Raw genomic sequence first — 23,526 nt, forward strand, 5'->3', positions numbered from 1 at the left:
ACAAATTACTGTTTACTCGTCTTTATTAATTCTTTCGCGTTTTTAATTGCTGCATCATTAATCGTAGACCCACTTAACATACGTGCAATCTCTTCAATATGTTCATTTTCATCTAAATATTCAGCTTTCGAAACAGTACGATCATTAACAACTGTTTTATACACGTGTAAATGATGGTCTGCCACCGCTGCTGCTTGAGGTAAATGAGATATCGCAAATACTTGTCTCGTCTTTGCGAGTAGTTTCATTTTTTCTGCCATTTTAGTCGCGACTTTACCACTGACTCCTGAATCGATTTCATCTAAAATTACGAGGGCTTGATTTTCAAACATTGAAAAGATCGATCTGAGCCCTAAATTAATACGTGAAACTTCTCCCCCTGAAGCCACTTTGTTTAATGGTTTCAACGGTTCACCTTTATTTGTCGTAATGAAAAATTCAACGTTAGAAAATCCGAGTGTGTTAAATTGAGTTTCCTTTACATCGATTTTAAACTGAACATCTTTCATATCGAGGTCTTCTAGTTCTTTCACAATCGCAGATTCTAAAAAGTCTTTACGGTCAAGACGAATGTCATGTAGCTTTTTAGCATATACATTTAATTGTTTAAACACTTTTTCTTTTTCATTGATTAATTCTTCATATGATTGACTAAAGTTTTTTAAATCATTAATATCCGTCTCTAGTTTACGCTCTAAACGTAATAAACCTTCAAATGTCTCATTAAATTTACGTTTTAACTGATTAATACTATTTAAACGGTCTTGGATTTCGTTTAAACGCGCTTCATCGTATTCAAGCGTACTCAAATCATTCGTAACTTGACTATTTAGCTCAGTTAATAAATGATAACTCTCTTCGAGTTTTTCAGTATATATAGAATACTTTTCATCAAATGGTGTAATCCCCTCAAGTTGATGCACGACGTCATATAAAAGAGACTGAACACTAATTTCACCGTCTAAAATCGATTTAATTTGTTCGAACTTCTCATTGACGTTTTCAAAATTCATTAAGTATTCGAGTTCTTTTTCTAAATCATCTTCTTCAGTTTCTGTCGTGAAATTCATTAATTGAAGTTCATTATTTTGGTGTTCTAATAGTTCTAGTTGTTCTAATCGATTGCGATCTTTATATTCGAGTTCTGCGATACGTTTTTGTATAGAGTCATATTGATAAAATAACTGCTGATACTGTTTAAAATCTTCTTCATCATAGAGTTCAATATATCGATCGAGATAATCGATTTGACGGCTTGTTTCTAATAATTCATCGTTTTTGTGTTGCGTATGAATAGTAAATACTTCTTGCATAATTTCTTGAAGTTGGCCAAGAGTAATCATTTGGTTATTGATTTTAACGATACTTTTTTTGTTATGCATTATCTCTCTTTTAACGATAAAAACTTCATCAACTGGGATGTTATATTGTTCAAGTAAGGCGTTTAGTGTAGCGGTATTTGGAAAATCAAACACCCCTTCTAATACGAGCCCACTCGTATCATAACGAATGTCATCCATTGAAGCACGCTTACCCGCTAAGTATGACAACGCATCAATTAACATCGACTTACCGGCTCCGGATTCACCAGAAATAATCGTTAAATGGTTGTAAAAATCAAGCTCTACATTTTCTAGTACCGCAAAGTTATTAATATTTAGACGGAGTAAAATAATGCTCAGCTCCTTAAATCAGATTAAAAATTTTCTCTTTAACGCTATCTCTTGCTTCTTCCCCTCTACAGATTATGAGACACGTATCATCTCCACAAATTGTACCGATAACTTCTTCCCATTCGAGTTGATCAATAATAGCTCCGATTGACTGTGCGTTACCAGGTAACGTTTTTAATACTATTAAACTGTCTTGATAATCTAGCTTTACAAAGCTATCCATTAAATAGCGGCCGAGTTTTTCAAGAGTATGATAACGTCTATCTTCAGGCATGCTGTAAATATACGTACCATCCGCTTTTGGAACTTTAAATAATTGTAATTCTTTAATATCACGTGACACCGTTGCTTGAGTTACATCGAAATTATTTTCGCGTAATTTTTGGACAAGTTCTTCTTGCGTTTCAATGTCGTTACTCGTAATAATTTCTCTAATTTTAATTTGCCTTACTACTTTACTAGACATAATTGTCACCTCAATGTATATCATTAATATTTATTCAATAATATCATGTTTTCGTGTAGTATAACAAACTAAAAGAAAAGAAAAACTATCCGAAAACGGATAGTTTAAAATAATTGGTCGATTTTTTGTTGTTCGATCACTGAATTTTCCCCATCATTTTTTATGTGAAGTAAAAATTCTTCGTTACCTTTTGTACCAGTAATTGGTGAACGAATAATATCATACGTTGATAATCCAAGAGAAGTACATACTTCAACAACGCGCTCTATTACGTTTCTCTTCGTCACGTCGCTTTGAATAATCAGTGTATCCTCTTTTTCTTCTAAATAGCTTTCAAATTGTGGTTTAATTAATGCAATGACTGTGTATTCGTGATTGAAAAGTTCAGTGATGTGTCTAATAATCGGGACGATAGAAGTAAAACTCACATCAATCGTCATGACGTTTGGTAAATTTTTAAAATCATCAATTGCCGTATGCTTAAAATTCGTTTGCTCCATCACTGTGACACGTGAATCTGTTCTAAGTTTATAGTCGAGTTGGTTTGTACCGACATCAACTGCGTAAACAGACTCTGCACCATGCTGTAAACTACAATCTGTGAAACCACCTGTTGAACTTCCAATATCAAGAACGATACAATTTTCTAAGTTTAAATTAAATTCATTAATCGCAGCTTTTAATTTGATACCGCCTCTTGAAACGTAAGTTTTCACTTTTTTAAAGCGAATATCAACCTTCTTCGTATCGATAATATCAGATGGTTTATACACTGGTTCATTATTATTTAACACTTTTCCTGCCATAATTAGACGTCTGACGTCTTCAATTGTGCCAAGACTAAAATGTTCAAATATATATTGATCTGCACGGATCTTAGCCATTATGTTTTACCATTTTTTGAATTGTATTTACAATATTATCTGAAGTAATTCCTGCTTCTATAAGTAACTGTTCAACGTCACCTTGTTCAATATATAAGTCAGGAATAGCGATTGTTTTAACATCATTTGTAAAGTCATGTTGCGACATAAACCCTTGAATAAATTGGCCAAGACCACCTGCTTCAATGACTTCTTCGACAATTAACATCGGTACATTCTCTTTACCATATTCATGTAACATTTCTTCATCTACCGGCTTTATAAATCGCGCATTGACGATTTCAACATTAATATTCGTTTCAGATAGCATGTCTTTTGCCTCTTCAGCAATATCTAACGTTGGACCGTAACTGATGATTACAACGTCCTTCTTATCTTCTTTATGGACGACTTCCCATTTGCCTTTTTCAATTGGCTGACGTTCAGTGACTTCAATACCTTTAACATTTCCTCTAGGATAACGTAATGCAATTGGACCATCGTATTCGACAGCGTAGTCAATCATTAACTTCGCTTCAACTTCGTCTCGAGGTATCATAATCGTCATGTTAGGAAGTGGTAGTAAGAAACTCACATCAAAAATACCGTGATGTGTTTCACCATCAGCACCGACTAATCCACTACGATCAATTCCAAAAAATACATTTAAGTTTGGACGATCTACGTCATGTAACACTTGGTCATATCCACGTTGTAAAAATGTCGAATAAATAGCAAGATATGGTTTCATACCTGAAGCTGCGAGTCCAGCAGACATCGTGACGGCATGTTGTTCCGCGATTCCAACATCAAAAAATCTTTCTGGTAGCTCGTTTTGGAACTTTGTTAATTTCGAACCTACCGGCATTGCTGGTGTTAATGCGACGATACGCTCATCTTTTAACGCATGGTCAAATACTGAATTCGATACGAATTCACTCCACGACTGTGTACCACTGCCACCAATTGTTTCACCAGTTTCAATTTTATAAGGTCCGAGTCCATGCCAAGTACCTACCTCATCATTTTCAGCGTGGTAATACCCTTTACCTTTTTTTGTGATGACATGAATAATTGCTGGTCCGTCATAATTTTTTGTTGATTCTAAAGCTTTAGTAATGTCTTTAAAATTGTGTCCATCTACTGGACCGATATATTTAATACCGAGTTCTTCGAAAAATACACCGTCTACGACTAAATATTTTAAACTGTCTTTAACTTTATCAGCTAAATCTCTTAAAGACGGTCCAAATGACGGAATTCTTTCGAGTAATTCTTCAGCATCATATTTAAATTTGTTATAGCTTGAATTCGTTCGAATACGTCCAAACATATTGTGTATTGCACCGACGTTTGGTGCGATACTCATTTCATTATCATTTAAAATAATCGTCATTTTCGTTTTTTCAGATCCGATATGGTTTAACGCCTCTAGGGCCATTCCACCTGTTAATGCACCGTCACCGATAATCGGAACGACATCATATTTCTCATTTCTGATATCTCGTGCTTTCGCCATACCTAATGCAGCTGAAAGCGAAGTAGATGAATGGCCTGCTTCCCATACATCATGCTCTGATTCCGACATTTTAGGAAATCCGGACAGACCTTTATATTGACGTAGCGTTTTAAAATCTGTCGTTCTTCCAGTTAATATTTTATGGATATACGCTTGATGACCAACGTCAAATAAAAGTTTGTCTTCTGGTGAATTATAAAAACGATGTAATGATAAAGTGAGCTCGACGACACCTAAGTTAGCACCGATATGCCCACCTGTTACTGCACATGATTCTATTAAAAAGTCTCGAATTTGTTGTGCTAATTGTTCAAGCTCTTCATCACTTTTATCTTTTAAAAATGATGGATTTTCTATTTCTTCAAGTTTCATATAGCACCCACCTATCTTTTTCTAATTATATCATTTAAAAAAGATTATAAAAATAGAAATGATATCCATATGTATGAATATCATTTCGTACGATTTACAACAATGGTAATGATATCTTCTAAATGAATAATATCAATTTCATCTTTTAATCGATATAATAATTCAGTCGTCTCTTTCTCTTTTTTCTTTAGAAGATCTGTCGCACCTTCAATACCGAATAAAGAGACATATGTCGTCGTATTGTTTTTTTCGTCTGTGCCGACTTCTTTACCGATTTCTTCTTTAGTACCTTGTACATCTAAAAGATCGTCTTTAATTTGGAATAATAATCCTAGTTCTTCCGCAAATCGCTGTAATGTCACAATAACATCTTCATTTTGGTTTGCAATAATTGCTGCTGATATTACTGGTGCAACCATTAGTTTTCCAGTTTTATGACGATGAATTTGTTCTAACGTTTCATAATCAATCGATGCATTTGTGCTTAAAATATCGTTCATCTGGCCACTGATCATTCCATTTTGACCTGCTGCAGAAGTAAGAGTTTCAATAAGTTTAACTTTAACATCGTTACTATAATCCGCGAGAGTTAATAGATGAATGCTTTCTGTTAATAAGTTATCACCAGCTAGAATTGCAGTTGCTTCACCATACACTTTGTGGTTTGTCAGTTTTCCACGTCTATAATCGTCATTATCCATCGCAGGTAAATCATCATGTATTAATGAATACGTATGGACCATTTCTATAGCAGCAGCCATAGGTACCCCGTTACTTAATTCGTGATTAAGTGCTCTCAACGTTTTAAAGAGAAGGAGTGGACGTATTTTTTTACCACCTGCGGAAATTGAATATAACGAAGATTCTTTAATACGATCAGACACATGATTTAAACTTAAATGATGTTTAATATGTTTATCGACATCGTCTAAATATTTTTGATAGCTATTAATCATCTGTATTACCTTCTAAAGCTTCGACTTCAAGTTGCGCATTTTTTAATATCTCATCACACTGTTTAGAAAGTTCGATACCTTTTTTATATAAATCTAAAGACTCTTCTAATTGAACATCTTCACGATCTAATTGTTCAATGATTGACTCTAGTGTTTTCATTTTTTCTTCAAAGCTTTGTGTTTCCTTTACTGATTCACTCATCTTTATACACCTCAGTAATTTTTGTTTCTAAGCGACCATCACTTAATTTCACTTGGATTACATCTCCGACATCCACATCATTTGTACTCTTTAAGACGTGTCCATCTAAACTAACAAATGAGTATCCACGTTTTAGAATTTCTAGTGGATTTAAACTATCTAAAATTTCAAGTTTGTTTTTTACTTGCAATTTAGAATGTTCTATCTTATATTGCATTAATTTAGTTAATGACTGTCGATATTGCTTATTTTGTGTTTGTCCGTTTTCAATAATATGTCGTGGACTGAGCGTATTGATTTTATAATTCAAATGACTAAATTGATGGTGTCTTTCATTATACTTTTTATTATACAACGACTCTAATTGATCTTTTTTATAGACGAGTTGTTGTAAATGTTGGTCATACAACCGTGTTGGCATTCTAAATTTATAATAGCTTTTATGGCTTTCAAGTTTTGATTGTTTGTTGAGAAGTGTATCTTGTATTTTCTTTTTCAATACTAATTGTGATTCGATAACTCTCTCTTTTAAATATCGTTGATCAGGCAAAGCATGCTCCATTGCTTGCGTTGGTGTTGTCGCTCTTTTATCAGATACAAAGTCCACGAGTGTCGTATCTGTTTCGTGTCCAATTGCAGTGATAATTGGTGTTTTCATATTAAATACTTTTTTGGCAACTTCTAACTCATTAAATGTCCATAAGTCTTCAATTGAACCACCACCACGCGCTAAAATAACAACATCAGCATGTAACTGATCTACATAATCTAAGTTGTTAATGACAGAATCGATACTCTTTTCACCTTGCATTAACGTATTAATGACTTTTATTTTTGTAAGTGGGAAACGCTTTTCAGCAGCATGTATCATGTCTTCATATGCAGCACTTGTCGCACTTGTGACTAAAATAATTGTTTTTGGAAAATAAGGAAGTTGTTTTTTATGTGCTGGATCAAAATAACCCTGCGCTTGAAGCATCTTTTTATTTTGTTCTAACTTTTCATATAACTGTCCTTGACCATCGAGTACAATATCGTTTGCGATAACTTGATAATATCCTCCGGGTTTGTAGACAGATATCCTACCTTCTACGATGACTCCGTCCCCATCACTCGGAACTTTTTTTAGTCGCTTCACACTATTACTAAACATAATACCGCGTAGTGTTGTCGATTCATCTTTCAAAGTGAAATATAAAATACCTGAACTATGTAATTTACTATTAGATATCTCACCTTTAATAAAGACCCGTTCTAAGTACGGGTCTCTAACAAATTTTTCTTCAATATATGATGATAAAGCACTCACAGTTAGCACTTGCTCGTTCGTCATAATATCACTCGTTTTTAAAGTTTTTTAACACACCGTTTACGAATTTAAAACTGTTTACGTCACTATAGACTTTTGTGATTTTTACAGCTTCGTTAATAATCACTTTTTTCGGTATATCTGTAGAAATAATCTCTGTTACAGATACACGTAAGACATTTCTGTCGACTTTGCTAATACGATCTAACGTATAGTTTTTTAGTAAACTACTAATTTTATCATCAATATCATTTTGATGTTCAATATAATAGTCGACTAATTGCTTAATATAATCATATTTACTATACATTTCTTTAAATTTCACATCTTCTAGTGACACGGCGTCATTATCGATTTGAAATAGTATTTGAAATGCTTTGATTCTTTGTTCATGTCTATTCATAAAAACACCTATTACTTCGCAATATTTACGATGTGAACATTAATTTCATCAATTACATTAATATCGAGCATCGTTGAGATAGATTGTTTTATATTTTCTTGGATATTTTCTGCAATCTTGTGCACATTTCTACCATCAGATAGATTGACGTACGCAGAAATTTTTAAATATCCGTTTGACTCATCCACACGGATACCTTTGCCGCGATATTTTTTACCAATTTTTTCAATTGTTCCACTCGCTAAGTTATTTTGTAAAGATGAAACACCCTTTGTTTCTAAAACAGCGATACTTGAAATAACTTCAAGTACTTCTGTTGAAATTTTAATTTTACCAATAGATTCATCGTGTCCTAATACTTCCACTATAATCACCTCATTCACTCATTATATCATGGTTTTCTAGCATATTCGTATTATAATCGTTATTAATAAACGCTTCATTATTAATGATTTTTTGATGGAAAGGAATCGTCGTATTAATACCTTCAACGATGAATTCATCTAACGCACGACGTGCAATTTGTAATGCGTCGTCTCTATCTTTTCCATATACGATTAGTTTTGCAATCATCGAATCGTAATATGGTGGAATTGTATATCCTTGATAACATGCAGTTTCTAAACGTACACCGAATCCACCTGGTTCTTTAAACTTCGTAATTTTACCAGCAGAAGGCATAAAATTCTTATAAGGATTTTCTGCGTTAATTCTGAATTCAAACGCATGTCCATTAAACTCAATGTCTTCTTGAGTGAATGGTATTTCTTCTCTCATTGCAATTTTGATTTGCATCTTAACTAAGTCGATCCCTGTAATCATTTCTGTAACAGGATGTTCGACTTGAATTCTCGTATTCATTTCCATAAAGTAATACGTTTCTTCGTCAAGGTCATATATAAATTCAATTGTACCTGCGTTTACATAGTCGATGAATTTCGCTGCACGTACTGCAGCTTGCCCCATTTCTTCTCGAACTTCTTCAGAAATAATTGGACTTTTAGCTTCCTCAACTAACTTTTGCATTCGGCGTTGAACAGTACAATCTCTTTCTCCAAGATGAACGACATTGCCGTGATAATCACCGAGTACTTGGATTTCAATATGTCTAAAATTGCTAATATATTTTTCGATATATAAATCTTTGTTCCCAAACGCACTTTCGGCTTCTTGTTCAGTTAACTTGTAGTTTTGAATTAACTCTTGCTCGTTACGTGCAACTCGAATACCTTTACCGCCACCACCGTAGCTTGCTTTAATAATGACAGGATATCCGATTTCTTCTGAAATTTTCTTTGCATCGTCTAGTGATTTTACAACACCATCAGATCCTGGAACTGTCGGGACATTTGCTTTTTGCATCGTATCCTTTGCAACGTCCTTAACACCCATTAAAGCGATTGTTTTATAATGTGGACCGATAAAGATTAAATTACTCGCATCACACATCTCTGCGAAATCGACGTTTTCAGCTAAAAAGCCATACCCTGGATGGATTGCATCACAGTTTGTATTTTGAGCGATTGTTATGATACTAATCATATCTAAGTAACTGTCTTTAGATAATTTAGGGCCGATACAATACGACTCAGTTGCGAGTTTCCGGTGTAAGCTATCTTTATCCGCTTCTGAGTATACGCTCACTGTTTCAATACCGAGTTCATGACACGCACGAATAATACGTACTGCAATTTCTCCTCGGTTTGCGATTAATACTTTTTTTATCATTTAACTTTGAATAATGGTTGGTTATATTCAACCATTTCTCCATCTTCAACTAAAATCTCTACAATTTCACCGGAAACTTCTGCTTCAATTTCGTTGAATAGTTTCATCGCTTCTAAAATACATACGATCGTATCGTTTTCAATCTTATCGCCGACTTGAACATAAGGATCTGCTTCAGGTGATGGACTCTTATAAAATGTTCCAACCATCGGCGCTTTAATCGTATGAATGTTTGAAGTATCAGCAGCAGGAGCGCTAGTTTCTGGAACACTTGCTACTGGCGCTGGTGGAGCAGGTGCTTCGACAGACTGTACTGGTTGTACAGGTTGCGCTTGATATTGTGGCACTTTTGATTCACGCTTAAGTTTAATATCCACTTCTTTGTCTTTATATGTGAGTTCAACTAAATTAGCTGTTTCCATTTTTTCAATGAGTTGGTCTATATATTCTAATTTCATAATCAAATCTCCTAAACTGTTTATAATAGTATTTTACTTTAGTGGTATGACCAATTCAAATGGTAATTAAAAAAAGCAGATAAAATATCTGCTTTTAAAAAGATTATGCTCTTGAAACGTATGAACTTTCTTCAGTATTTACTACAAGTACGTCACCATTATTGACAAATAGTGGTACTTGAATAGATAAACCTGTTTCGAGTTTCGCTTCTTTTGTCGCACCAGAAACAGTATCCCCTTTAATGCTTGGTTCTGTTTCTACTACTTCAAGCTCTACAGTTTTTGGTAGTTCAACACCTAAAGTTTCACCTTCATACGTCATAATAGACACGTTCATATTTTCTTTTAAGAAATTAATTTCATGTTCTAACTGTTCTTTTGGAATCGTTACTTGTTCAAACGTGTTATTGTCCATGAACACATATCCGTCACCATCGTTATATAAGAATTGCATCTTATTGTTATCGATATGTGCTGTCCCGACTTTTTCACCTGCTCTAAACGTCTTTTCTTGAATTGCACCTGTACGTAAGTTTCTTAATTTAGAACGTACAAACGCCGCACCTTTTCCTGGCTTAACGTGTTGGAAATCAATAACTCTCCAAATACCGTTATCAAATTCAATTGTAAGTCCTGTTTTAAAATCATTTACTGAAATCATTAAATTATCCTCCTACTTGATTATGAATAACTCTTTACTACTATGTGTCAGTTTTTGAAGTCCATCTTTAGTTACGAGCGCGTCATCTTCAATTCTAACGCCACCAAGTCCTTCAACATAAATACCTGGCTCGATAGTAATAATCATATTTTCTTCTAACACTGTATCGACAGTTTTTGCGAGTCCTGGACCTTCATGTACTTCTAGACCAATTCCGTGACCGAGTGAGTGACCAAAGTTTTCACCATATCCATTTTGATCAATAATATCTCTAGCTACCTTATCTGCCTCGCTACCAGTAAATCCAGCTTTAATTGTTTCTAAAGATTTTAACTGACTTTCTAATACAATATTATACACTTTTTTGAGTTCGTCTGAAACATTACCGACACCAAACGTACGTGTAATATCTGAAACATACCCTTTATAAGTTGCACCGAAGTCTAACGTCACAAGATCTCCATCTTCAATAACTTTTTCTGAAGGTGTTGCGTGAGGTAATGCCCCTCTATGACCACTCGCTACTATCGTATCGAAGCTCGGACCCTCTGAACCGAGTTGCGCCATAATATATTCTAGCTCAGCTTTAACTTCTAACTCTGTCATACCGACTTTTACAAATTTTAAAATACGTTCATATGCTTCGTCGACGATTTTACAAGCGACTTTAATTTTTTCAATTTCTTCATTTGATTTAACCATACGGAAAGTTTCAAACTCGTTGTTAATCGGTACGAGTTCAAAATGCTCATTTAATGTATTGTACTCATTATAATTCGTATAGGCTGCTTCAAACGCGAGTTTTTTAACGCCTTTTTCTTTTAAAAATTCGATGACAAACGACGTTAAACTTCCCTTTTGTAACACGAATTCAAAATCAGGTGCTTCTTCACGTCCTTGTACATTATATCTAAAATCAGATACTAAGTACTGTCCTTCATCAGTTACTATTACTACGCCACTTGATCCTGTGAACCCTGAGACGTATCTTCTGTTGTAAGTACTAGATACGATTAGCGCATCTATTTCATATTTCTTTAGTAACTCTTTTGTTTTTTCGATAATGCTCATTCATAATCACTCCTTAACCGTAGTTTACCGTATTTTAAAAGACTTTTCATTTTCTTTTTAATAATTTTAAAGAAATGGTAGAATAATAAAGTATTGAGAGGGATTCTAATGAAAAAATCATTATATATTGGAGCAATCTCACTTTGCTTAGTAGCTTGCTCACCAGAAAATTTAAATGAAAAATATGAAGAAAAATCTAATAGAGTTAAACAGCTTGAAAAGGAGCTACACTCTGTTGAAGTTGAAAATCAAAAACTGAAAGATGATTTTAAAAATATAGAAGAAGAAATTTCACGTATTAGTCGTGATAAGAAAGATACTAACATCTCTAAATATCAAAATGTCGTCCGTGTATATGCAAATGGTGTTAAAAAAGAGTTAGATGTTCTTTCAATAGAAGCGGAAAACTTTAAGGAAGAAGAGGATATTGACGGACGTACCGTTTCTAATATCGAATCTAATTTAAAAGAGATTATAAACACATATAACAGCGACGTAGATGAATTAAAACTTCAAGATATGTTAAATCGGCAACATAATAAAATAGAAGTGTTTAATAGTAACTTACTTAAAGAGATTAACACTTTAAACGAAGCGATTGGTAAAGATGATAAAAAGAATATCGAAAAACAGCTGAATAAAATCAAAGATCTCAATAAATATTTATAAAGGTTGATTCAATTGAAAAAAATATTATTTTATATCGTAATTATCATAGCAATTATTGGTCTTCTCACTAATTTAGATACTGTTTTTAATTTAATATTTAATATGGCTGTTTCTTTAGTCATTATTGGTTTAATTTTTTATGGTATATATTACTTCTTCATTTTATCTGAAGACGAAAGAAAATATAGACGTGCGGTCCGTAAAACGAAAAGAAAACGTAAGTTTAGAGATTAATTCTAAACTTACGTTTTTTATTATCGTTTATAATTCCATTCTTCAGATTTGTATTTCTCGATTAAGACGTCAAGTTGGTTTAAATCGTCTTCTGTTAACGTATATTCCGTCGTTGTCATTGATAATCCTTTTTCAAATCCGTCTTTAAATGCTATGTATAATTCATCGACTGTTATATTTTTGTCTGTTAGATCATTAATCGGAACAGCCTTTGATTTAAAATCACTTTTCATTTTTTGTTTAAAACGTTCATTTGTAAATTTAAACATATCAAATAGATGATCGATATCAACATCTAGAAGTATTGAACCGTGTTGCATAATAACACCATCATTTCTTGTCTGTGCACTTCCTGCGATTTTTCTTCCTTCAACGACAAGTTCATACCAGCTCGGTGTATCAAAACATACGCTCGAACGTATTTCTGTTTTAGTTTTTTCCGGAATACTAAAATAAGCGTCTAAACCTAAATTTTTAAACCCTTCTAGTAATCCCATCGATAATACTTTATAACTTTCTGTTACAGTATGTGGCATTCCTTCGTAATTTTCAGGTAACACGAGACTGTACGTTAGTTCTTTATCGTGTAATACACCGCGACCACCCGTTTTACGCCTTACGAGCTGGTAGCCATACTCTTTTACTTTTTCAACATCGATTTCTCTATGTATCTTTTGAAAATAACCAATTGACAGAGTTGGGATTTCCCACTCATACAAACGTAATACTGGATTAATCTCACCCTTCTCAACTTTCTTCATGAGTAATTCGTCTAGCGCCATGTTATAAAACGCATCTTGTTTACCACTTTTAATATAACTCCATTTTGCTGTCAAATTTCTCTCCCCCAGATTACACTTTTAAAATTGTGACAAACACACTATAATATATATTGTATCTAAAAAGGAGCGATTGTGTGAGTACTACGACAATAATTTTATTAATTGTTTTAGCTATTTTAATAGTTTTATTTATAATTAATGCTGTATTAAGTGTTAGAGGCGTTAATATTGTAGGTGAAGAAGAATTTAGTCAAAACTTACGTAAAGTGCAACTCGTCGACTTACGAGAAAAAGATTCTTATAAGCACGGACATATATTAGGTGCACGTAACATCCCTCTAAGCACATTTAATACGAGAGCGAAATCACTACGTACAGACCAACCTGTACACTTATACGACCAAAATGGTCGTACAGCGCTAAGAGCTGCAAGAATTTTAAAGAAACAGGGTCATAAAGATATTTACGTATTAAAAAGTGGTATCGCTAAATGGACTGGTAAAATTAATTCTAAATAAAGAAAAAGCGATTCGAAAAATTCGAATCGCTTTTTTCAATTATTTTTTATCTTCGATAATATCTTCTTTTTCATAACGTAATACTGGATGACGTGCTGCAAGTGTTTCATCAAGTCTTCCGATTACTGTTGTATGTGGAGCTTCTAATACCAAGTCTAAATCTTCTTTGATTTCTTTATCGATATTTAGTAATGCATCGATAAATCCATCTAACGTTTCTTTCGATTCTGTTTCAGTAGGCTCGATCATTAAACCTTCTTCAACGTTAAGTGGGAAGTAGATTGTTGGTGGGTGATAACCGTAATCTAATAAACGTTTTGCTATATCTAGAGTACGTGCTCCTTCTTTCTTCTGATTCACACCGCTTAAAACAAATTCGTGTTTACAGTGTTGTGTGTATGGTAAATGATAAGTACCTTCAAGACGTCTCATCATGTAGTTCGCATTTAACACTGCATCTTCAGAAACCTTTTTAAGCCCCTCTGGCCCCATCGTTCTGATGTACGTGTATGCACGTAAGTAAATCGCAAAGTTACCAAAGTAAGGTTTTACGCGCCCAACACTTTGTGGAATATCGTTATCGAGTTTATACGTATCTCCCTCTTTTTTAACGTGAGGTTTTGGTAAGAATTTCGCTAAGTCCGCTTTAACTCCGATAGGACCTGAACCAGGACCACCACCACCGTGTGGACCGGTGAATGTTTTGTGTAAGTTTAAGTGTACTGCGTCAAAGCCCATGTCTCCAGGACGAACTTTAGCCATAATCGCGTTTAAGTTCGCGCCGTCATAGTATAACTTACCACCCGCACCGTGTACGATATCTCTAATTTCTAAAATATCTTTTTCGAATAGACCAAGAGTATTCGGGTTAGTTAACATGATTGCTGCAGTTTTATCACTTACAACACGTTTTAAGTCTTCGATATCTACAGTTCCGTCTTCGTTTGATTTAACTGTAACTGAATCGAATCCAGCAACTGTTGCTGAAGCTGGGTTTGTTCCGTGTGCTGAGTCTGGAACAATTACTTCTGTTCTTTGGAAGTCGCCGTTTGCTTCGTGGAATGCTTTAATCATAATTAAAGCTGTCCACTCACCTTGAGCTCCTGCTGCTGATTGTAATGAGATTTCATCCATCCCAGTAATTTCTTTTAATGATTCTTGTAAACGATAAGTTACTTCTAATGATCCTTGGATTGCTTTTTCGTTTTGTAATGGATGTGAATAAGCAAATCCAGCAAGACGAGCAACTTGTTCGTTAATTTTAGGGTTGTATTTCATCGTACAAGATCCTAATGGATAGAATCCTGAATCGATTCCCCAGTTTTTGTTTGAGAGTTCAGTGTAGTGACGAATTAAATCAAGTTCACTAATTTCTGGTAACTCAGCTTTTTCTTTACGGATAAATTTATCATCTAATAAACTAGAAAGTTCTTTTTTCTCGATTTCAAGTTTAGGTAACGAATATGCATAACGATCTTCAATACTTCTTTCAAAAATTAATGGGCTTGAACCTTTTTTAGCCATTATAAGCACCTAACCTTTCAACAAACGCGTCAATTTCATCTTTTGTACGTAGTTCTGTAACAGCGATTAGCATATGATTTTTGAACGCTTCAAAGTCTAATCCTAAATCATAACCACCGATAAATCCGTCTTCATATAACTCATCATTAATTTCAGTGACATCTTTGTTTAACTTAACGACAAACTCGTTAAAGTTCATATCACCAAATACTTCAAATCCAGCAGATTTAAACGCTTCTTTTGCGTAATGTGCGTTTTGGATGTTGTTTTCTGCCATCTCTACCGCACCATACTTACCTAAAGCACTCATTGCAATTGATGATGCTAGAGCGTTTAACGCTTGGTTTGAACAGATGTTTGAAGTCGCTTTTTCACGACGAATATGTTGTTCACGTGCTTGTAAAGTTAATACGAAACCACGGTTACCTTCGTCATCTTTAGTTTGTCCGACAAGGCGTCCTGGCATTCTTCTCATTAATTTTTTAGTCGCTGCAAAGTATCCACAGTGTGGTCCACCGAATTGTGACGGGATACCGAATACTTGTGTGTCCCCAGTAACGATATCTGCACCGAATTCACCTGGAGGTGTAAGTAATGAAAGTGCAAGTGGGTTAGAGTTTACAATGAATAACCCTTTATGCTTATGTGCAATCTTTTCGATTGCTTCTAAATCTTCAATTGAACCAAAGAAGTTTGGATATTGTACCATTACTGCTGCTGTGTCTTCATCTGCTAATTCTTCAAGATGTTTTAAGTCAGTCTTAGTTCCGTCTAAATCAGCGACAACTACTTCTACATTTTGAGCGTTTGCATAAGTCTTGACGACTTCTAACGTTTGAGGATGAACTGCACCTGATACAACAACTTTTTTCTTTCTCGTTGCACCAGCAGCCATCGTTGCACCTTCAGCAAATGCAGTTGCTCCATCATACATTGATGAGTTTGCAATTGGTAAGCCTGTTAATTCTGAGATAATCGTTTGGAATTCAAAGATTGCTTGTAATTCACCTTGAGAAACTTCAGGTTGATATGGTGTGTATGCAGTATAGAATTCGGATCTAGAGATAATAGAATCTACAACCGAAGGAATATAATGATCATATACACCTGCACCTAAAAATGATGTGTGAGTAACTGACGTAATGTTTTTGTTAGCAATTTGCGTCATTTCTCTCACTAGTGAATGTTCATCTTTAGCTGGTTCAATATTTAAATCGCCTTTAAATCTTACTTCTTCAGGGATATCTGAAAATAGTTCATTAACATCTTTAATGCCAATGACATCTAGCATCTCTTGCTTGTCTTTTTCTGTTACTGGTAAATAACGATGACTCATATTTACACTCCTTAAAAGTTTAATGTTTTATTTAAAATTTTTAACAAACTGAGCTGGAATTTCACGTTTACGAACTTTAACGATAAATTCCTTACCGTCTTCATAGAAGTCAGTGTCTACTAAAGCAAATCCAATTGCTTTACCAGAGGATGGTGATTTTGTACCACTTGTAACGTATCCCACTTTGTTACCTTCAGTATCAAATACTTCATAGTCAGTTCTTGGAATACCTTTACCAGTCATTTCAAATGCGGATAAACGACGTGGAGCACCATTTGCTTTTTGATCTTTTAAGATATCACTACCAATAAATTTATCTTTGTTTGCATTTACAGCAAATCCGATTCTTGCTTCTATTGGAGTAATTTCTGGAGATAAATCTTGACCGTGAAGTGGTAAACCAGCTTCAAGTCTTAACGTATCTCTCGCACCAAGACCACATTCAGTTGCACCATCATCTTTGAATAGTTTCCATAATTCTTCTAATGAATCTGGCTTCATATAAATTTCAAAACCATCTTCTCCTGTATAACCACTTTGAGATAATAGTACGTCATGTCCAGCAAGTGATACATTTTGTTTTGCGTCGAACATTTTCATCTCTGAAAGATCTTCGTCAACGTGTTTTTGTACCATCGCTCTTGAATTTGGCCCTTGAATTGCGATTACAGCGTAATCATCTGACTCATCTGATATTTCTACGTCATAGCCATCAATCTTAGTTAACCATTCATAATCTGTGTCTTTGTTTCCAGCATTCGGAACTAAGAAGAACGTATTGTCATCTAGACGATAAATTAATAAATCATCAATTACTCCACCGTCTTCGTTACAAATTGTCGTATACTGCGCACGATTAACTTTTAATTTAGATACGTCATTTGTTAATGCGTAGTTTAAAAAGTCAACTGCTTCACTACCTGTAACTTTGAATTCTCCCATATGAGAGACATCAAAAATACCAACGTCTTCGCGTACAGCGTTATGTTCATCAATAATACTCGTAAATTGAACAGGCATTTCCCAGCCGCCAAAATCTACAAGTTTTGCACCAACTTCACGATAATAATCATTAAGTGGTGTTTTCTTTAATTCACTCATAATATCCCCCTTTTTTATAAAAAAAAGGACACTTTAATTAAAAAGTGCCCTGTTGAAATATCTTCAGGATTCGTCACGATATCGTCCTTTTGCCTGAGAGATTCACCTAAAAAGGCTTGCTCCTTCGGCGACGTAATTATACGTTCTCTCCGACATCGTTCAACCGAAAACATCAATTTTCAATGATTTTGTATCCGAATTCATTATATATACTATATTCACAAATTGCAACTTAAATACTGTTAACTCAATTATTCAACGATTAAAAGTTTGTGAATTAATTCATCTACCGTCGTTTCGTTCCTTATCGTAATATCAGCAATGCTCTTATATAGAGGTCTACGTTTTTCATATAAATCTTGTAATTCTTCATATGATCTTAATGCATTGGGTCTACTGCTATCATTTTTAATACGTTTATATATTTCCTCGAACGGTGCATCGATATAGATCACTAGTTGAGTAGATTCTTTTAAAAGATTGAGAGACGGTTCATATTCTACAATCCCACCACCAGTAGATAGTATGTCTACATCTAAACATTCTTTTAGTGCGTCATATTCGTATTTCCGAAATACACTTTCACCGTAATTTTTAAATATGTCAGATATTTTTTGATGCTTGTTTTCTATATATACGTCTAAGTCTATAAATTCCTTTTGTGTTATCTCACTTAACTTTTGACCAGCAGTTGTTTTACCAACACCCATAAATCCTATTAATATCATAGCTATGCTCCTAAAAACAATTTAACCTTACTTTCATAATAATAAATAAGATTCATTTTAATCTCAATGATCATATATAAGCGCATATAATATGTGTAGAAAACATTTGTTATAAAACCTAATATGATTAACGATGTGACACTTATAAATCCATCATTTTTTAATATACATTTCATATGTTTCATCGCCTTCTTCAATCATAATATATACATGATGTTTATCTTCTGTAACGTTGAATTCAAGGACGTTCGTCATCAAAGGAATAAAGCCTTTTTTGTCTATCGATTTGACAATACGATTATTAGATAGTCGATACGTAATCGTTCCGTGTTCATTATCAAAAGTAAGGCTGTTTTTTGTAATTACAATATCTTTCTTATTTGTTTCTACTTCAAAAATGTCTTCTATAAAAACATCGATATCAAAACTCTGTTCATTTAATTCAATCGAACCAAATAGTCGTATCGTTGGAATAGTTATAAATAAGATCATAGATAGAACAAATAGACTCAGTAACATTTCAATATATGTAAAACCTTCATTTAATTTTAATGCATCTATTTGCAGACGCTTCACAAATTTCATCACCTCTTATAAAATAACGTTCACTTTTTAAGAAATCATCTTGATCCTCACTATTTTGTATCTCTATATAAAGACTCCTTAACATTTCAAGTTTATTATCTGCTTGTTTGTCTACATGGTTTAAATGAATGATTGTTGGCACTAAAATCGTCGTAATTATAAGCATAATTTTCAACGAGATGACACTATCGATTAATAAAAAACCATCATCTTTCAATACGATACCTCCCCTTTTGAATTTGAAATATTATCTTAATAACATCGTCATCGCAATTTAATATCATCGTGCCAAATTTTGATGTATTTCCTGTTGGATAGTAAATGACGTCTTCTAATCCACCTTCAACGATAAAACAAGATGTAAGCTGATACCTTTTTTCATAATATTGTTTATAGTCTTTCAGAACAATTTCATTCGTCGAATGATAGATAATAACGTGTTGATATGTATCATACGTACGAGCTCTAATTTGGGCGTTTTGAAATATGTATTCTATATTTTTTAGTTCATCTTCATAATTGTTTTCGTTATATCTTGGGATGTAGGTAATTGTAGATAATAAAATGATACTTACAATAAATAATGTAAGTATCATTTCAATCATCGTAAATCCATCATTCTTTTGTAGCTTGTCCATTAACAATTGTGATCCCTGTTCCATTGGCACATGATGTTTGCTTATCTGTTAAGTAATTTGGCACTAATTGGTTAATGTTAGTTGGTGTTTCACCTTCATTTAACGTATATGCCTCAATCTGGCTTTGAACCATCTTAACTTGCGCGTCACAGCCAGTGTTTTGAACGTTTTTAGATTGTGCTGCAATATTTGGGATAATTAAGATGATAAGCACGGAGATGACGAGTAGTACGAGTAACATTTCTATTAACGTAAATCCTTCTGATTGTTTACTTTTTTGAATTAGTTTTTTAATATTAAATTTCATTGTTTTCCTCCTAATTTAAGTCAGACATCATTTGAAATACAGGTAATACAATAACGAGATATAGACAAATAACGAGTAAACCGAGTATGACGAATATGATCGGTTGAATACGCTTTGTTAATTTTTCAAGTTTAAAAATAATTCCTTCTAGGACATATTCACTATATAGACTTAATTCTTTACCGACGTTTGAATTATATTCTCCGTGCTGAATGAATGGGATTATACGTTGATCGATGAGTGGAATTTGTTTAACCGCTTCACTCATCGAAAAACCTGACAATAATAACTTCTCTATAGTTTGTCCTAAATACTTTAATTCATTATCCAAGTTTTGATTTTTTAATATATTTACAATTTCTTTTGATTCAATGCCGTTACTTAGCATGAGCCCTAATTCTCTTGAGAACTTGTACGTCACATTATATTTATAGTAAGTGCTAATAATTGGTAGTTTTAATAAGTGAGATTGTTTTAACTCTATATTATTAGACCTCAATATGATTGATATATATATTAGAAAAATCATAGCAATTGATATGATAACGAGTACGATTTTCGGTAATACGTTCAGCATGAATGTAAGTATTGTCATCAAATTACTTTTATGTGTACCCATCGCTTCGTATAGTGTATTGAACTGTGGAATAACAGTGTAATTTAATACGATTAAAATCACTATAAATATAGAGATTAAAATAATCGGATATTGAAGTGACTTCATTAAATTTTTAATCGTTTGTCTACGCTTGGTGATATATGAGTAACACGATTCTAAAATATTAATTAAATCACCGTGTACAGCAGAAAATCTAATTTGAGCAAGTATTGCAGGGCTATAACCAATATATGTGAGTATTTCTTCTAAATTTTTACCATCTCGTATGAGCTCTAACAGCTTTGTTTTATCTTTGATATTTAGAACTTCATATTGTTCTACTAAAAAAATTAATGCTTGTTTTTGAGTAAAACCATTACTTAATAGATGCGCGAGCTTTTTAAGAAATTCTGCATCGTACTGTTTTAATTTATTTTTCAAACGCTTTATATGCTTCATACGTATTCGCCTCTATCAAGTTGTTTTCATATAATTGTTTAAGTTTATCTTGTATCGTGTCATAACGTATCGATTCACCACTCAATATCTTTTTAATATCGTTTTTTGTAATATATTCATATAGAATAAAAGATTGTTTTTTATTATGAATAATTCTCTGATTTACAATTGCTTGTATCGATTCAGCAAGCTCTTCATTGTAAATTCCGTATTCTTTAAGTCGAAGTATCGCACTATATGCACTATTACTATGAAACGTTGAATAAACTAAATGACCCGAAAGACTCGCTTTAACTAGTTCTGTCGCAATTGTTGAATCTCTAATTTCACCGAACATAATAACATCAGGGTCGCAGCGCATTACTCCCCTTAGAATCGGTGCGTAGTCTAGTTTTGCTTTTTCATTAATTTCAACTTGTATAATGTTTGGTAAATCAAATTCGATTGGATCCTCAATCGTAATAATTTGTTTGTCACCAACGTTTCTAATATCATTTAACAATCGAAACATCACAGTCGATTTACCAGATCCAGTTGGTCCAGTAAATAGTACTAATCCATCTTTTTTCAGACACAATTCCTTTAAATGACTATATTCATCAGGCCTCCTAAATAACTTTTCAGAAGGGATGTCTTTTGCACTATTTAAAATTCGAATCACGACGATCTCATTCATTAAAGAGGTAGGCAACGTTGAAATTCTAATATTCACAGTTACGTCATCTACATCTTTTTCAATTCGGCCACTTTGGGGGACTCTATGTTCATTCGTATCGAGTTCAGCAATAAATTTTAAATAATTAACGAACTGTTTGTACGTATGCGTATTACAACAAGCGAAATTTTTCATTTTGCCAAATTGTCTTATTTTAATTAAACCGTGTGAGTGTTCTAATGTAATATGTATATCTGTATAAGAATCAGATATACTTTGTTTTAATAAATGGTGTAAAAGATTCTCCATTTCATCCCTCCTATACACATATGCTCAAAAAGTCGGTTTTATCTTTTTTTATTTTTAAAAGTTTTAAGAATTTACAATTCCTGATTTGGTATTTACTTATCGATTAGAGTTGATTATAATTAAGTTAATAGATTATGGTTTGGTGGGAGGATTACGATGGATAAAGTATTTAAAACGCTCGGTTTTTGGACAGCAATCTTTGCGATTTTATTCTATGTCGGTGATATGACAGAAATGGCGTTTTTCTTCATCGGTCAAACTGGTTTCTTTATATTACTTGGATATATGAAACTGACTGAAAGAATGTATATGTATGTATTCGCAGCTTACCTCATGCTATTCTTTGTTGGATTTACTTACTATTCAACTTTCCTTATGGAACCAGCATTTGGTAACCAGTAAAAAAATAAAAGAGAGTTCAGACGTTTGTCTGAACTCTCTTTTTTTATTTACCATATTATGTTAGGATTTTCGTATTTTTCTTCGAGCAATGTCGTTGGCATACCGTGACCAGGATAGACGTCATACTCTAAATTTAAATTAAATAACTTCTCTTTAATTGAATGCATAACCGCTTCTGTGTTACCACCATATAAATCTGTACGGCCAACACCTTTGTTAAAGAGCACATCTCCAGAAATAATAAACATATCGTCTTCAAATATATAACTCAAACTCCCTGGAGAATGACCTGGCGTATGAAGTATTTTTAAGTCAAATTCTCCAATTGAAAGCTCCCCTTCACCAACATAAACTCTCTCAACGTCAGCAGTAATCACTTCGATAAAACGAATCGAACCGTTTTTAGTCGGATCAAGTAACCAGTCTGACTCTTGTTCACTCATATATACAGGCAAATTAAAGTGTTTTGATACTTCCTCTAACGCACCGATATGATCATAATGTGAATGAGTAAGTAAAATTCCTTTGACGGTTAGGTCGTGTTCCTCAACTGTACGAATAATTTCATCACTATTATCTGCTGGGTCAAAAATCAAACAATCTTTCTTCTCATTATAAACAATATAGCAATTTGTATTTAACGCTCCAAGTGGTAATGTAATGATTTCCATAGTGTCACCTCAAAATAGTCTAGACATTTACATGTATCAATTATACAATAGAGTTAACGTAATGTTAAAAGTATTGGGGGATTAAAAATGCCTTTTATTAATACAGGTGAACTGTTTAAAATTGGTGGTACATCGATTCACATTGGTGTAAACACGATGTCACTATTAATGTTACTTATTGCAGTTTTAAGTGTATACGCATTAATAAACGCGGTAAGATCTAAAAACATTCTAGGTATTATCTTTAGTATCGCAGGAATCGCAACATTCGGATTCTTCTCACTCGCAACAATCTTTACATTTGGTTATCCAGACCTTTAAAACAAAAG

General features: G+C 33.5%; 30 protein-coding genes and 1 riboswitch. Of the genes, 5 read left to right on the top strand and 25 right to left on the bottom strand.

Annotated elements, in window-relative coordinates; translation table 11 throughout:
• Positions 1 to 5: 5 nt before the first annotated feature.
• From recN to HMPREF3029_RS04330, 13 genes are all read right to left on the bottom strand, one after another.
• Positions 6 to 1,682, bottom strand: a complete 1,677-nt coding sequence (recN, locus tag HMPREF3029_RS04270) for a DNA repair protein RecN (RefSeq protein WP_371327368.1) — start codon at positions 1,680 to 1,682, stop codon at positions 6 to 8.
• Positions 1,683 to 1,686: 4 nt separating this feature from the next.
• Positions 1,687 to 2,139, bottom strand: a complete 453-nt coding sequence (gene ahrC / locus HMPREF3029_RS04275; RefSeq protein ID WP_070622128.1) for a transcriptional regulator AhrC/ArgR — start codon at positions 2,137 to 2,139, stop codon at positions 1,687 to 1,689.
• Between the two features lie 104 nt (positions 2,140 to 2,243).
• Positions 2,244 to 3,023 carry a TlyA family RNA methyltransferase gene (locus HMPREF3029_RS04280; protein WP_068128361.1) on the bottom strand — a complete coding sequence of 260 codons (780 nt, stop codon included), beginning with the start codon at positions 3,021 to 3,023 and terminating at the stop codon, positions 2,244 to 2,246.
• Positions 3,016 to 4,893, bottom strand: a complete 1,878-nt coding sequence (gene dxs / locus HMPREF3029_RS04285) for a 1-deoxy-D-xylulose-5-phosphate synthase (RefSeq protein WP_070709971.1) — start codon at positions 4,891 to 4,893, stop codon at positions 3,016 to 3,018. Before dxs ends, HMPREF3029_RS04280 begins: the two co-directional genes overlap by 8 nt.
• 80 nt (positions 4,894 to 4,973) lie before the next feature.
• On the bottom strand, positions 4,974 to 5,849 hold the full coding sequence (locus HMPREF3029_RS04290; protein ID WP_070709972.1) for a polyprenyl synthetase family protein: 876 nt from the start codon (positions 5,847 to 5,849) through the stop codon (positions 4,974 to 4,976).
• Entirely contained in the window at positions 5,842 to 6,051 is a 210-nt protein-coding gene (xseB, locus tag HMPREF3029_RS04295; protein ID WP_068128354.1) for an exodeoxyribonuclease VII small subunit, read from the bottom strand. The genes HMPREF3029_RS04290 and xseB overlap by 8 nt, the downstream gene beginning before the upstream one ends.
• On the bottom strand, positions 6,044 to 7,384 hold the full coding sequence (gene xseA, locus HMPREF3029_RS04300) for an exodeoxyribonuclease VII large subunit (protein ID WP_070456469.1): 1,341 nt from the start codon (positions 7,382 to 7,384) through the stop codon (positions 6,044 to 6,046). The genes xseB and xseA overlap by 8 nt, the downstream gene beginning before the upstream one ends.
• Before the next feature lie 4 nt (positions 7,385 to 7,388).
• Positions 7,389 to 7,763 carry a transcription antitermination factor NusB gene (gene nusB, locus HMPREF3029_RS04305; RefSeq protein ID WP_070709973.1) on the bottom strand — a complete coding sequence of 125 codons (375 nt, stop codon included), beginning with the start codon at positions 7,761 to 7,763 and terminating at the stop codon, positions 7,389 to 7,391.
• 11 nt (positions 7,764 to 7,774) lie between these two features.
• Entirely contained in the window at positions 7,775 to 8,128 is a 354-nt protein-coding gene (locus HMPREF3029_RS04310; RefSeq protein ID WP_083314977.1) for an Asp23/Gls24 family envelope stress response protein, read from the bottom strand.
• A 10-nt stretch (positions 8,129 to 8,138) separates the two neighbouring features.
• Entirely contained in the window at positions 8,139 to 9,488 is a 1,350-nt protein-coding gene (gene accC, locus HMPREF3029_RS04315; protein ID WP_070709987.1) for an acetyl-CoA carboxylase biotin carboxylase subunit, read from the bottom strand.
• Complete coding sequence (gene accB / locus HMPREF3029_RS04320; RefSeq protein ID WP_070622131.1) at positions 9,488 to 9,949, bottom strand: acetyl-CoA carboxylase biotin carboxyl carrier protein; 462 nt, start codon at positions 9,947 to 9,949, stop codon at positions 9,488 to 9,490. Before accB ends, accC begins: the two co-directional genes overlap by 1 nt.
• Positions 9,950 to 10,052: 103 nt before the next feature.
• Positions 10,053 to 10,610 (bottom strand): elongation factor P, encoded by a 558-nt coding sequence (gene efp, locus HMPREF3029_RS04325; RefSeq protein ID WP_040928337.1) that lies wholly within the window; start codon positions 10,608 to 10,610, stop codon positions 10,053 to 10,055.
• 12 nt (positions 10,611 to 10,622) lie between these two features.
• On the bottom strand, positions 10,623 to 11,681 hold the full coding sequence (locus tag HMPREF3029_RS04330) for a M24 family metallopeptidase (RefSeq protein ID WP_068128341.1): 1,059 nt from the start codon (positions 11,679 to 11,681) through the stop codon (positions 10,623 to 10,625).
• Between the two features lie 108 nt (positions 11,682 to 11,789).
• Here HMPREF3029_RS04330 and HMPREF3029_RS04335 point away from each other — a divergent pair, with 108 nt between their 5' ends.
• Together HMPREF3029_RS04335 and HMPREF3029_RS04340 are read left to right on the top strand one after the other, a co-directional pair.
• Positions 11,790 to 12,350, top strand: a complete 561-nt coding sequence (locus HMPREF3029_RS04335) for a coiled-coil domain-containing protein (RefSeq protein ID WP_070622134.1) — start codon at positions 11,790 to 11,792, stop codon at positions 12,348 to 12,350.
• A gap of 12 nt (positions 12,351 to 12,362) precedes the next feature.
• A complete protein-coding gene (locus HMPREF3029_RS04340) occupies positions 12,363 to 12,584 on the top strand; it encodes an SA1362 family protein (RefSeq protein ID WP_068128337.1) in 222 nt (73 codons plus the stop codon).
• Positions 12,585 to 12,604: 20 nt separating this feature from the next.
• On the opposite strand, the gene HMPREF3029_RS04345 is transcribed toward HMPREF3029_RS04340, so the two are convergent.
• A complete protein-coding gene (locus HMPREF3029_RS04345) occupies positions 12,605 to 13,420 on the bottom strand; it encodes a lipoate--protein ligase family protein (RefSeq protein ID WP_070622135.1) in 816 nt (271 codons plus the stop codon).
• An 80-nt stretch (positions 13,421 to 13,500) separates the two neighbouring features.
• Here HMPREF3029_RS04345 and HMPREF3029_RS04350 point away from each other — a divergent pair, with 80 nt between their 5' ends.
• Entirely contained in the window at positions 13,501 to 13,884 is a 384-nt protein-coding gene (locus HMPREF3029_RS04350; RefSeq protein ID WP_068128333.1) for a rhodanese-like domain-containing protein, read from the top strand.
• Between the two features lie 39 nt (positions 13,885 to 13,923).
• Here HMPREF3029_RS04350 and gcvPB read toward each other — a convergent pair whose 3' ends face one another.
• The 10 genes from gcvPB to HMPREF3029_RS04400 all read right to left on the bottom strand — a co-directional run bounded on the left by gcvPB (position 13,924) and on the right by HMPREF3029_RS04400 (position 22,124).
• Positions 13,924 to 15,408 (bottom strand): aminomethyl-transferring glycine dehydrogenase subunit GcvPB, encoded by a 1,485-nt coding sequence (gene gcvPB, locus HMPREF3029_RS04355; RefSeq protein ID WP_068128329.1) that lies wholly within the window; start codon positions 15,406 to 15,408, stop codon positions 13,924 to 13,926.
• Positions 15,401 to 16,744, bottom strand: coding sequence for an aminomethyl-transferring glycine dehydrogenase subunit GcvPA (gene gcvPA / locus HMPREF3029_RS04360; RefSeq protein WP_068128328.1), 1,344 nt, complete (start codon positions 16,742 to 16,744; stop codon positions 15,401 to 15,403). The genes gcvPB and gcvPA overlap by 8 nt, the downstream gene beginning before the upstream one ends.
• A 27-nt stretch (positions 16,745 to 16,771) precedes the next feature.
• Positions 16,772 to 17,848: a glycine cleavage system aminomethyltransferase GcvT gene (gene gcvT, locus HMPREF3029_RS04365; RefSeq protein ID WP_068128494.1), complete on the bottom strand. Its 1,077-nt coding sequence runs from the start codon at positions 17,846 to 17,848 to the stop codon at positions 16,772 to 16,774.
• Positions 17,849 to 17,916: 68 nt separating this feature from the next.
• Positions 17,917 to 18,008: riboswitch (glycine riboswitch) on the bottom strand.
• Positions 18,009 to 18,096: 88 nt separating this feature from the next.
• Positions 18,097 to 18,573: a shikimate kinase gene (locus HMPREF3029_RS04370; RefSeq protein ID WP_070456460.1), complete on the bottom strand. Its 477-nt coding sequence runs from the start codon at positions 18,571 to 18,573 to the stop codon at positions 18,097 to 18,099.
• Between the two features lie 153 nt (positions 18,574 to 18,726).
• Positions 18,727 to 19,149 (bottom strand): competence type IV pilus minor pilin ComGF, encoded by a 423-nt coding sequence (locus HMPREF3029_RS04375; protein ID WP_068128324.1) that lies wholly within the window; start codon positions 19,147 to 19,149, stop codon positions 18,727 to 18,729.
• Positions 19,112 to 19,375, bottom strand: a complete 264-nt coding sequence (locus HMPREF3029_RS04380) for a hypothetical protein (RefSeq protein ID WP_070622136.1) — start codon at positions 19,373 to 19,375, stop codon at positions 19,112 to 19,114. Before HMPREF3029_RS04380 ends, HMPREF3029_RS04375 begins: the two co-directional genes overlap by 38 nt.
• Positions 19,365 to 19,796, bottom strand: a complete 432-nt coding sequence (locus HMPREF3029_RS04385) for a type II secretion system protein (protein WP_070709975.1) — start codon at positions 19,794 to 19,796, stop codon at positions 19,365 to 19,367. Before HMPREF3029_RS04385 ends, HMPREF3029_RS04380 begins: the two co-directional genes overlap by 11 nt.
• Positions 19,774 to 20,103, bottom strand: a complete 330-nt coding sequence (gene comGC, locus HMPREF3029_RS04390; RefSeq protein ID WP_068128320.1) for a competence type IV pilus major pilin ComGC — start codon at positions 20,101 to 20,103, stop codon at positions 19,774 to 19,776. Before comGC ends, HMPREF3029_RS04385 begins: the two co-directional genes overlap by 23 nt.
• Positions 20,104 to 20,113: 10 nt before the next feature.
• Positions 20,114 to 21,160, bottom strand: a complete 1,047-nt coding sequence (gene comGB, locus HMPREF3029_RS04395) for a competence type IV pilus assembly protein ComGB (protein ID WP_083314979.1) — start codon at positions 21,158 to 21,160, stop codon at positions 20,114 to 20,116.
• Positions 21,132 to 22,124 carry an ATPase, T2SS/T4P/T4SS family gene (locus HMPREF3029_RS04400; RefSeq protein ID WP_070709977.1) on the bottom strand — a complete coding sequence of 331 codons (993 nt, stop codon included), beginning with the start codon at positions 22,122 to 22,124 and terminating at the stop codon, positions 21,132 to 21,134. Before HMPREF3029_RS04400 ends, comGB begins: the two co-directional genes overlap by 29 nt.
• 156 nt (positions 22,125 to 22,280) lie before the next feature.
• Between HMPREF3029_RS04400 and HMPREF3029_RS04405 the strand changes: the two genes are divergently transcribed.
• Positions 22,281 to 22,526, top strand: a complete 246-nt coding sequence (locus HMPREF3029_RS04405) for a DUF2626 family protein (protein ID WP_040928347.1) — start codon at positions 22,281 to 22,283, stop codon at positions 22,524 to 22,526.
• A gap of 47 nt (positions 22,527 to 22,573) precedes the next feature.
• Here the strand turns inward: HMPREF3029_RS04405 and HMPREF3029_RS04410 are convergent, their stop codons facing one another.
• A complete protein-coding gene (locus tag HMPREF3029_RS04410; RefSeq protein ID WP_068128314.1) occupies positions 22,574 to 23,197 on the bottom strand; it encodes an MBL fold metallo-hydrolase in 624 nt (207 codons plus the stop codon).
• An 87-nt stretch (positions 23,198 to 23,284) separates the two neighbouring features.
• Between HMPREF3029_RS04410 and HMPREF3029_RS04415 the strand changes: the two genes are divergently transcribed.
• Positions 23,285 to 23,518 (top strand): DUF2759 domain-containing protein, encoded by a 234-nt coding sequence (locus HMPREF3029_RS04415; protein WP_040928349.1) that lies wholly within the window; start codon positions 23,285 to 23,287, stop codon positions 23,516 to 23,518.
• Positions 23,519 to 23,526 lie beyond the last annotated feature (8 nt).

This window comes from Nosocomiicoccus sp. HMSC059G07, assembly GCF_001815515.1.
Lineage (GTDB): Bacteria > Bacillota > Bacilli > Staphylococcales > Salinicoccaceae > Nosocomiicoccus > Nosocomiicoccus ampullae_A.

Bases quoted from the DNA above. Each gene is read 5' to 3' on its own strand.
- ahrC (WP_070622128.1), bottom strand. From the start codon at position 2,139: ATGTCTAGTAAAGTAGTAAGGCAAATTAAAATTAGAGAAATTATTACG.
- HMPREF3029_RS04280 (WP_068128361.1), bottom strand. From the start codon at position 3,023: ATGGCTAAGATCCGTGCAGATCAATATATATTTGAACATTTTAGTCTT.
- dxs (WP_070709971.1), bottom strand. From the start codon at position 4,893: ATGAAACTTGAAGAAATAGAAAATCCATCATTTTTAAAAGATAAAAGT.
- HMPREF3029_RS04290 (WP_070709972.1), bottom strand. From the start codon at position 5,849: ATGATTAATAGCTATCAAAAATATTTAGACGATGTCGATAAACATATT.
- xseB (WP_068128354.1), bottom strand. From the start codon at position 6,051: ATGAGTGAATCAGTAAAGGAAACACAAAGCTTTGAAGAAAAAATGAAA.
- xseA (WP_070456469.1), bottom strand. From the start codon at position 7,384: ATGACGAACGAGCAAGTGCTAACTGTGAGTGCTTTATCATCATATATT.
- nusB (WP_070709973.1), bottom strand. From the start codon at position 7,763: ATGAATAGACATGAACAAAGAATCAAAGCATTTCAAATACTATTTCAA.
- accB (WP_070622131.1), bottom strand. From the start codon at position 9,949: ATGAAATTAGAATATATAGACCAACTCATTGAAAAAATGGAAACAGCT.
- efp (WP_040928337.1), bottom strand. From the start codon at position 10,610: ATGATTTCAGTAAATGATTTTAAAACAGGACTTACAATTGAATTTGAT.
- HMPREF3029_RS04330 (WP_068128341.1), bottom strand. From the start codon at position 11,681: ATGAGCATTATCGAAAAAACAAAAGAGTTACTAAAGAAATATGAAATA.
- HMPREF3029_RS04335 (WP_070622134.1), top strand. From the start codon at position 11,790: ATGAAAAAATCATTATATATTGGAGCAATCTCACTTTGCTTAGTAGCT.
- gcvPB (WP_068128329.1), bottom strand. From the start codon at position 15,408: ATGGCTAAAAAAGGTTCAAGCCCATTAATTTTTGAAAGAAGTATTGAA.
- gcvPA (WP_068128328.1), bottom strand. From the start codon at position 16,744: ATGAGTCATCGTTATTTACCAGTAACAGAAAAAGACAAGCAAGAGATG.
- HMPREF3029_RS04370 (WP_070456460.1), bottom strand. From the start codon at position 18,573: ATGATATTAATAGGATTTATGGGTGTTGGTAAAACAACTGCTGGTCAA.
- HMPREF3029_RS04385 (WP_070709975.1), bottom strand. From the start codon at position 19,796: ATGGACAAGCTACAAAAGAATGATGGATTTACGATGATTGAAATGATA.
- comGC (WP_068128320.1), bottom strand. From the start codon at position 20,103: ATGAAATTTAATATTAAAAAACTAATTCAAAAAAGTAAACAATCAGAA.
- comGB (WP_083314979.1), bottom strand. From the start codon at position 21,160: ATGAAGCATATAAAGCGTTTGAAAAATAAATTAAAACAGTACGATGCA.
- HMPREF3029_RS04400 (WP_070709977.1), bottom strand. From the start codon at position 22,124: ATGGAGAATCTTTTACACCATTTATTAAAACAAAGTATATCTGATTCT.
- HMPREF3029_RS04405 (WP_040928347.1), top strand. From the start codon at position 22,281: ATGGATAAAGTATTTAAAACGCTCGGTTTTTGGACAGCAATCTTTGCG.
- HMPREF3029_RS04410 (WP_068128314.1), bottom strand. From the start codon at position 23,197: ATGGAAATCATTACATTACCACTTGGAGCGTTAAATACAAATTGCTAT.
- HMPREF3029_RS04415 (WP_040928349.1), top strand. From the start codon at position 23,285: ATGCCTTTTATTAATACAGGTGAACTGTTTAAAATTGGTGGTACATCG.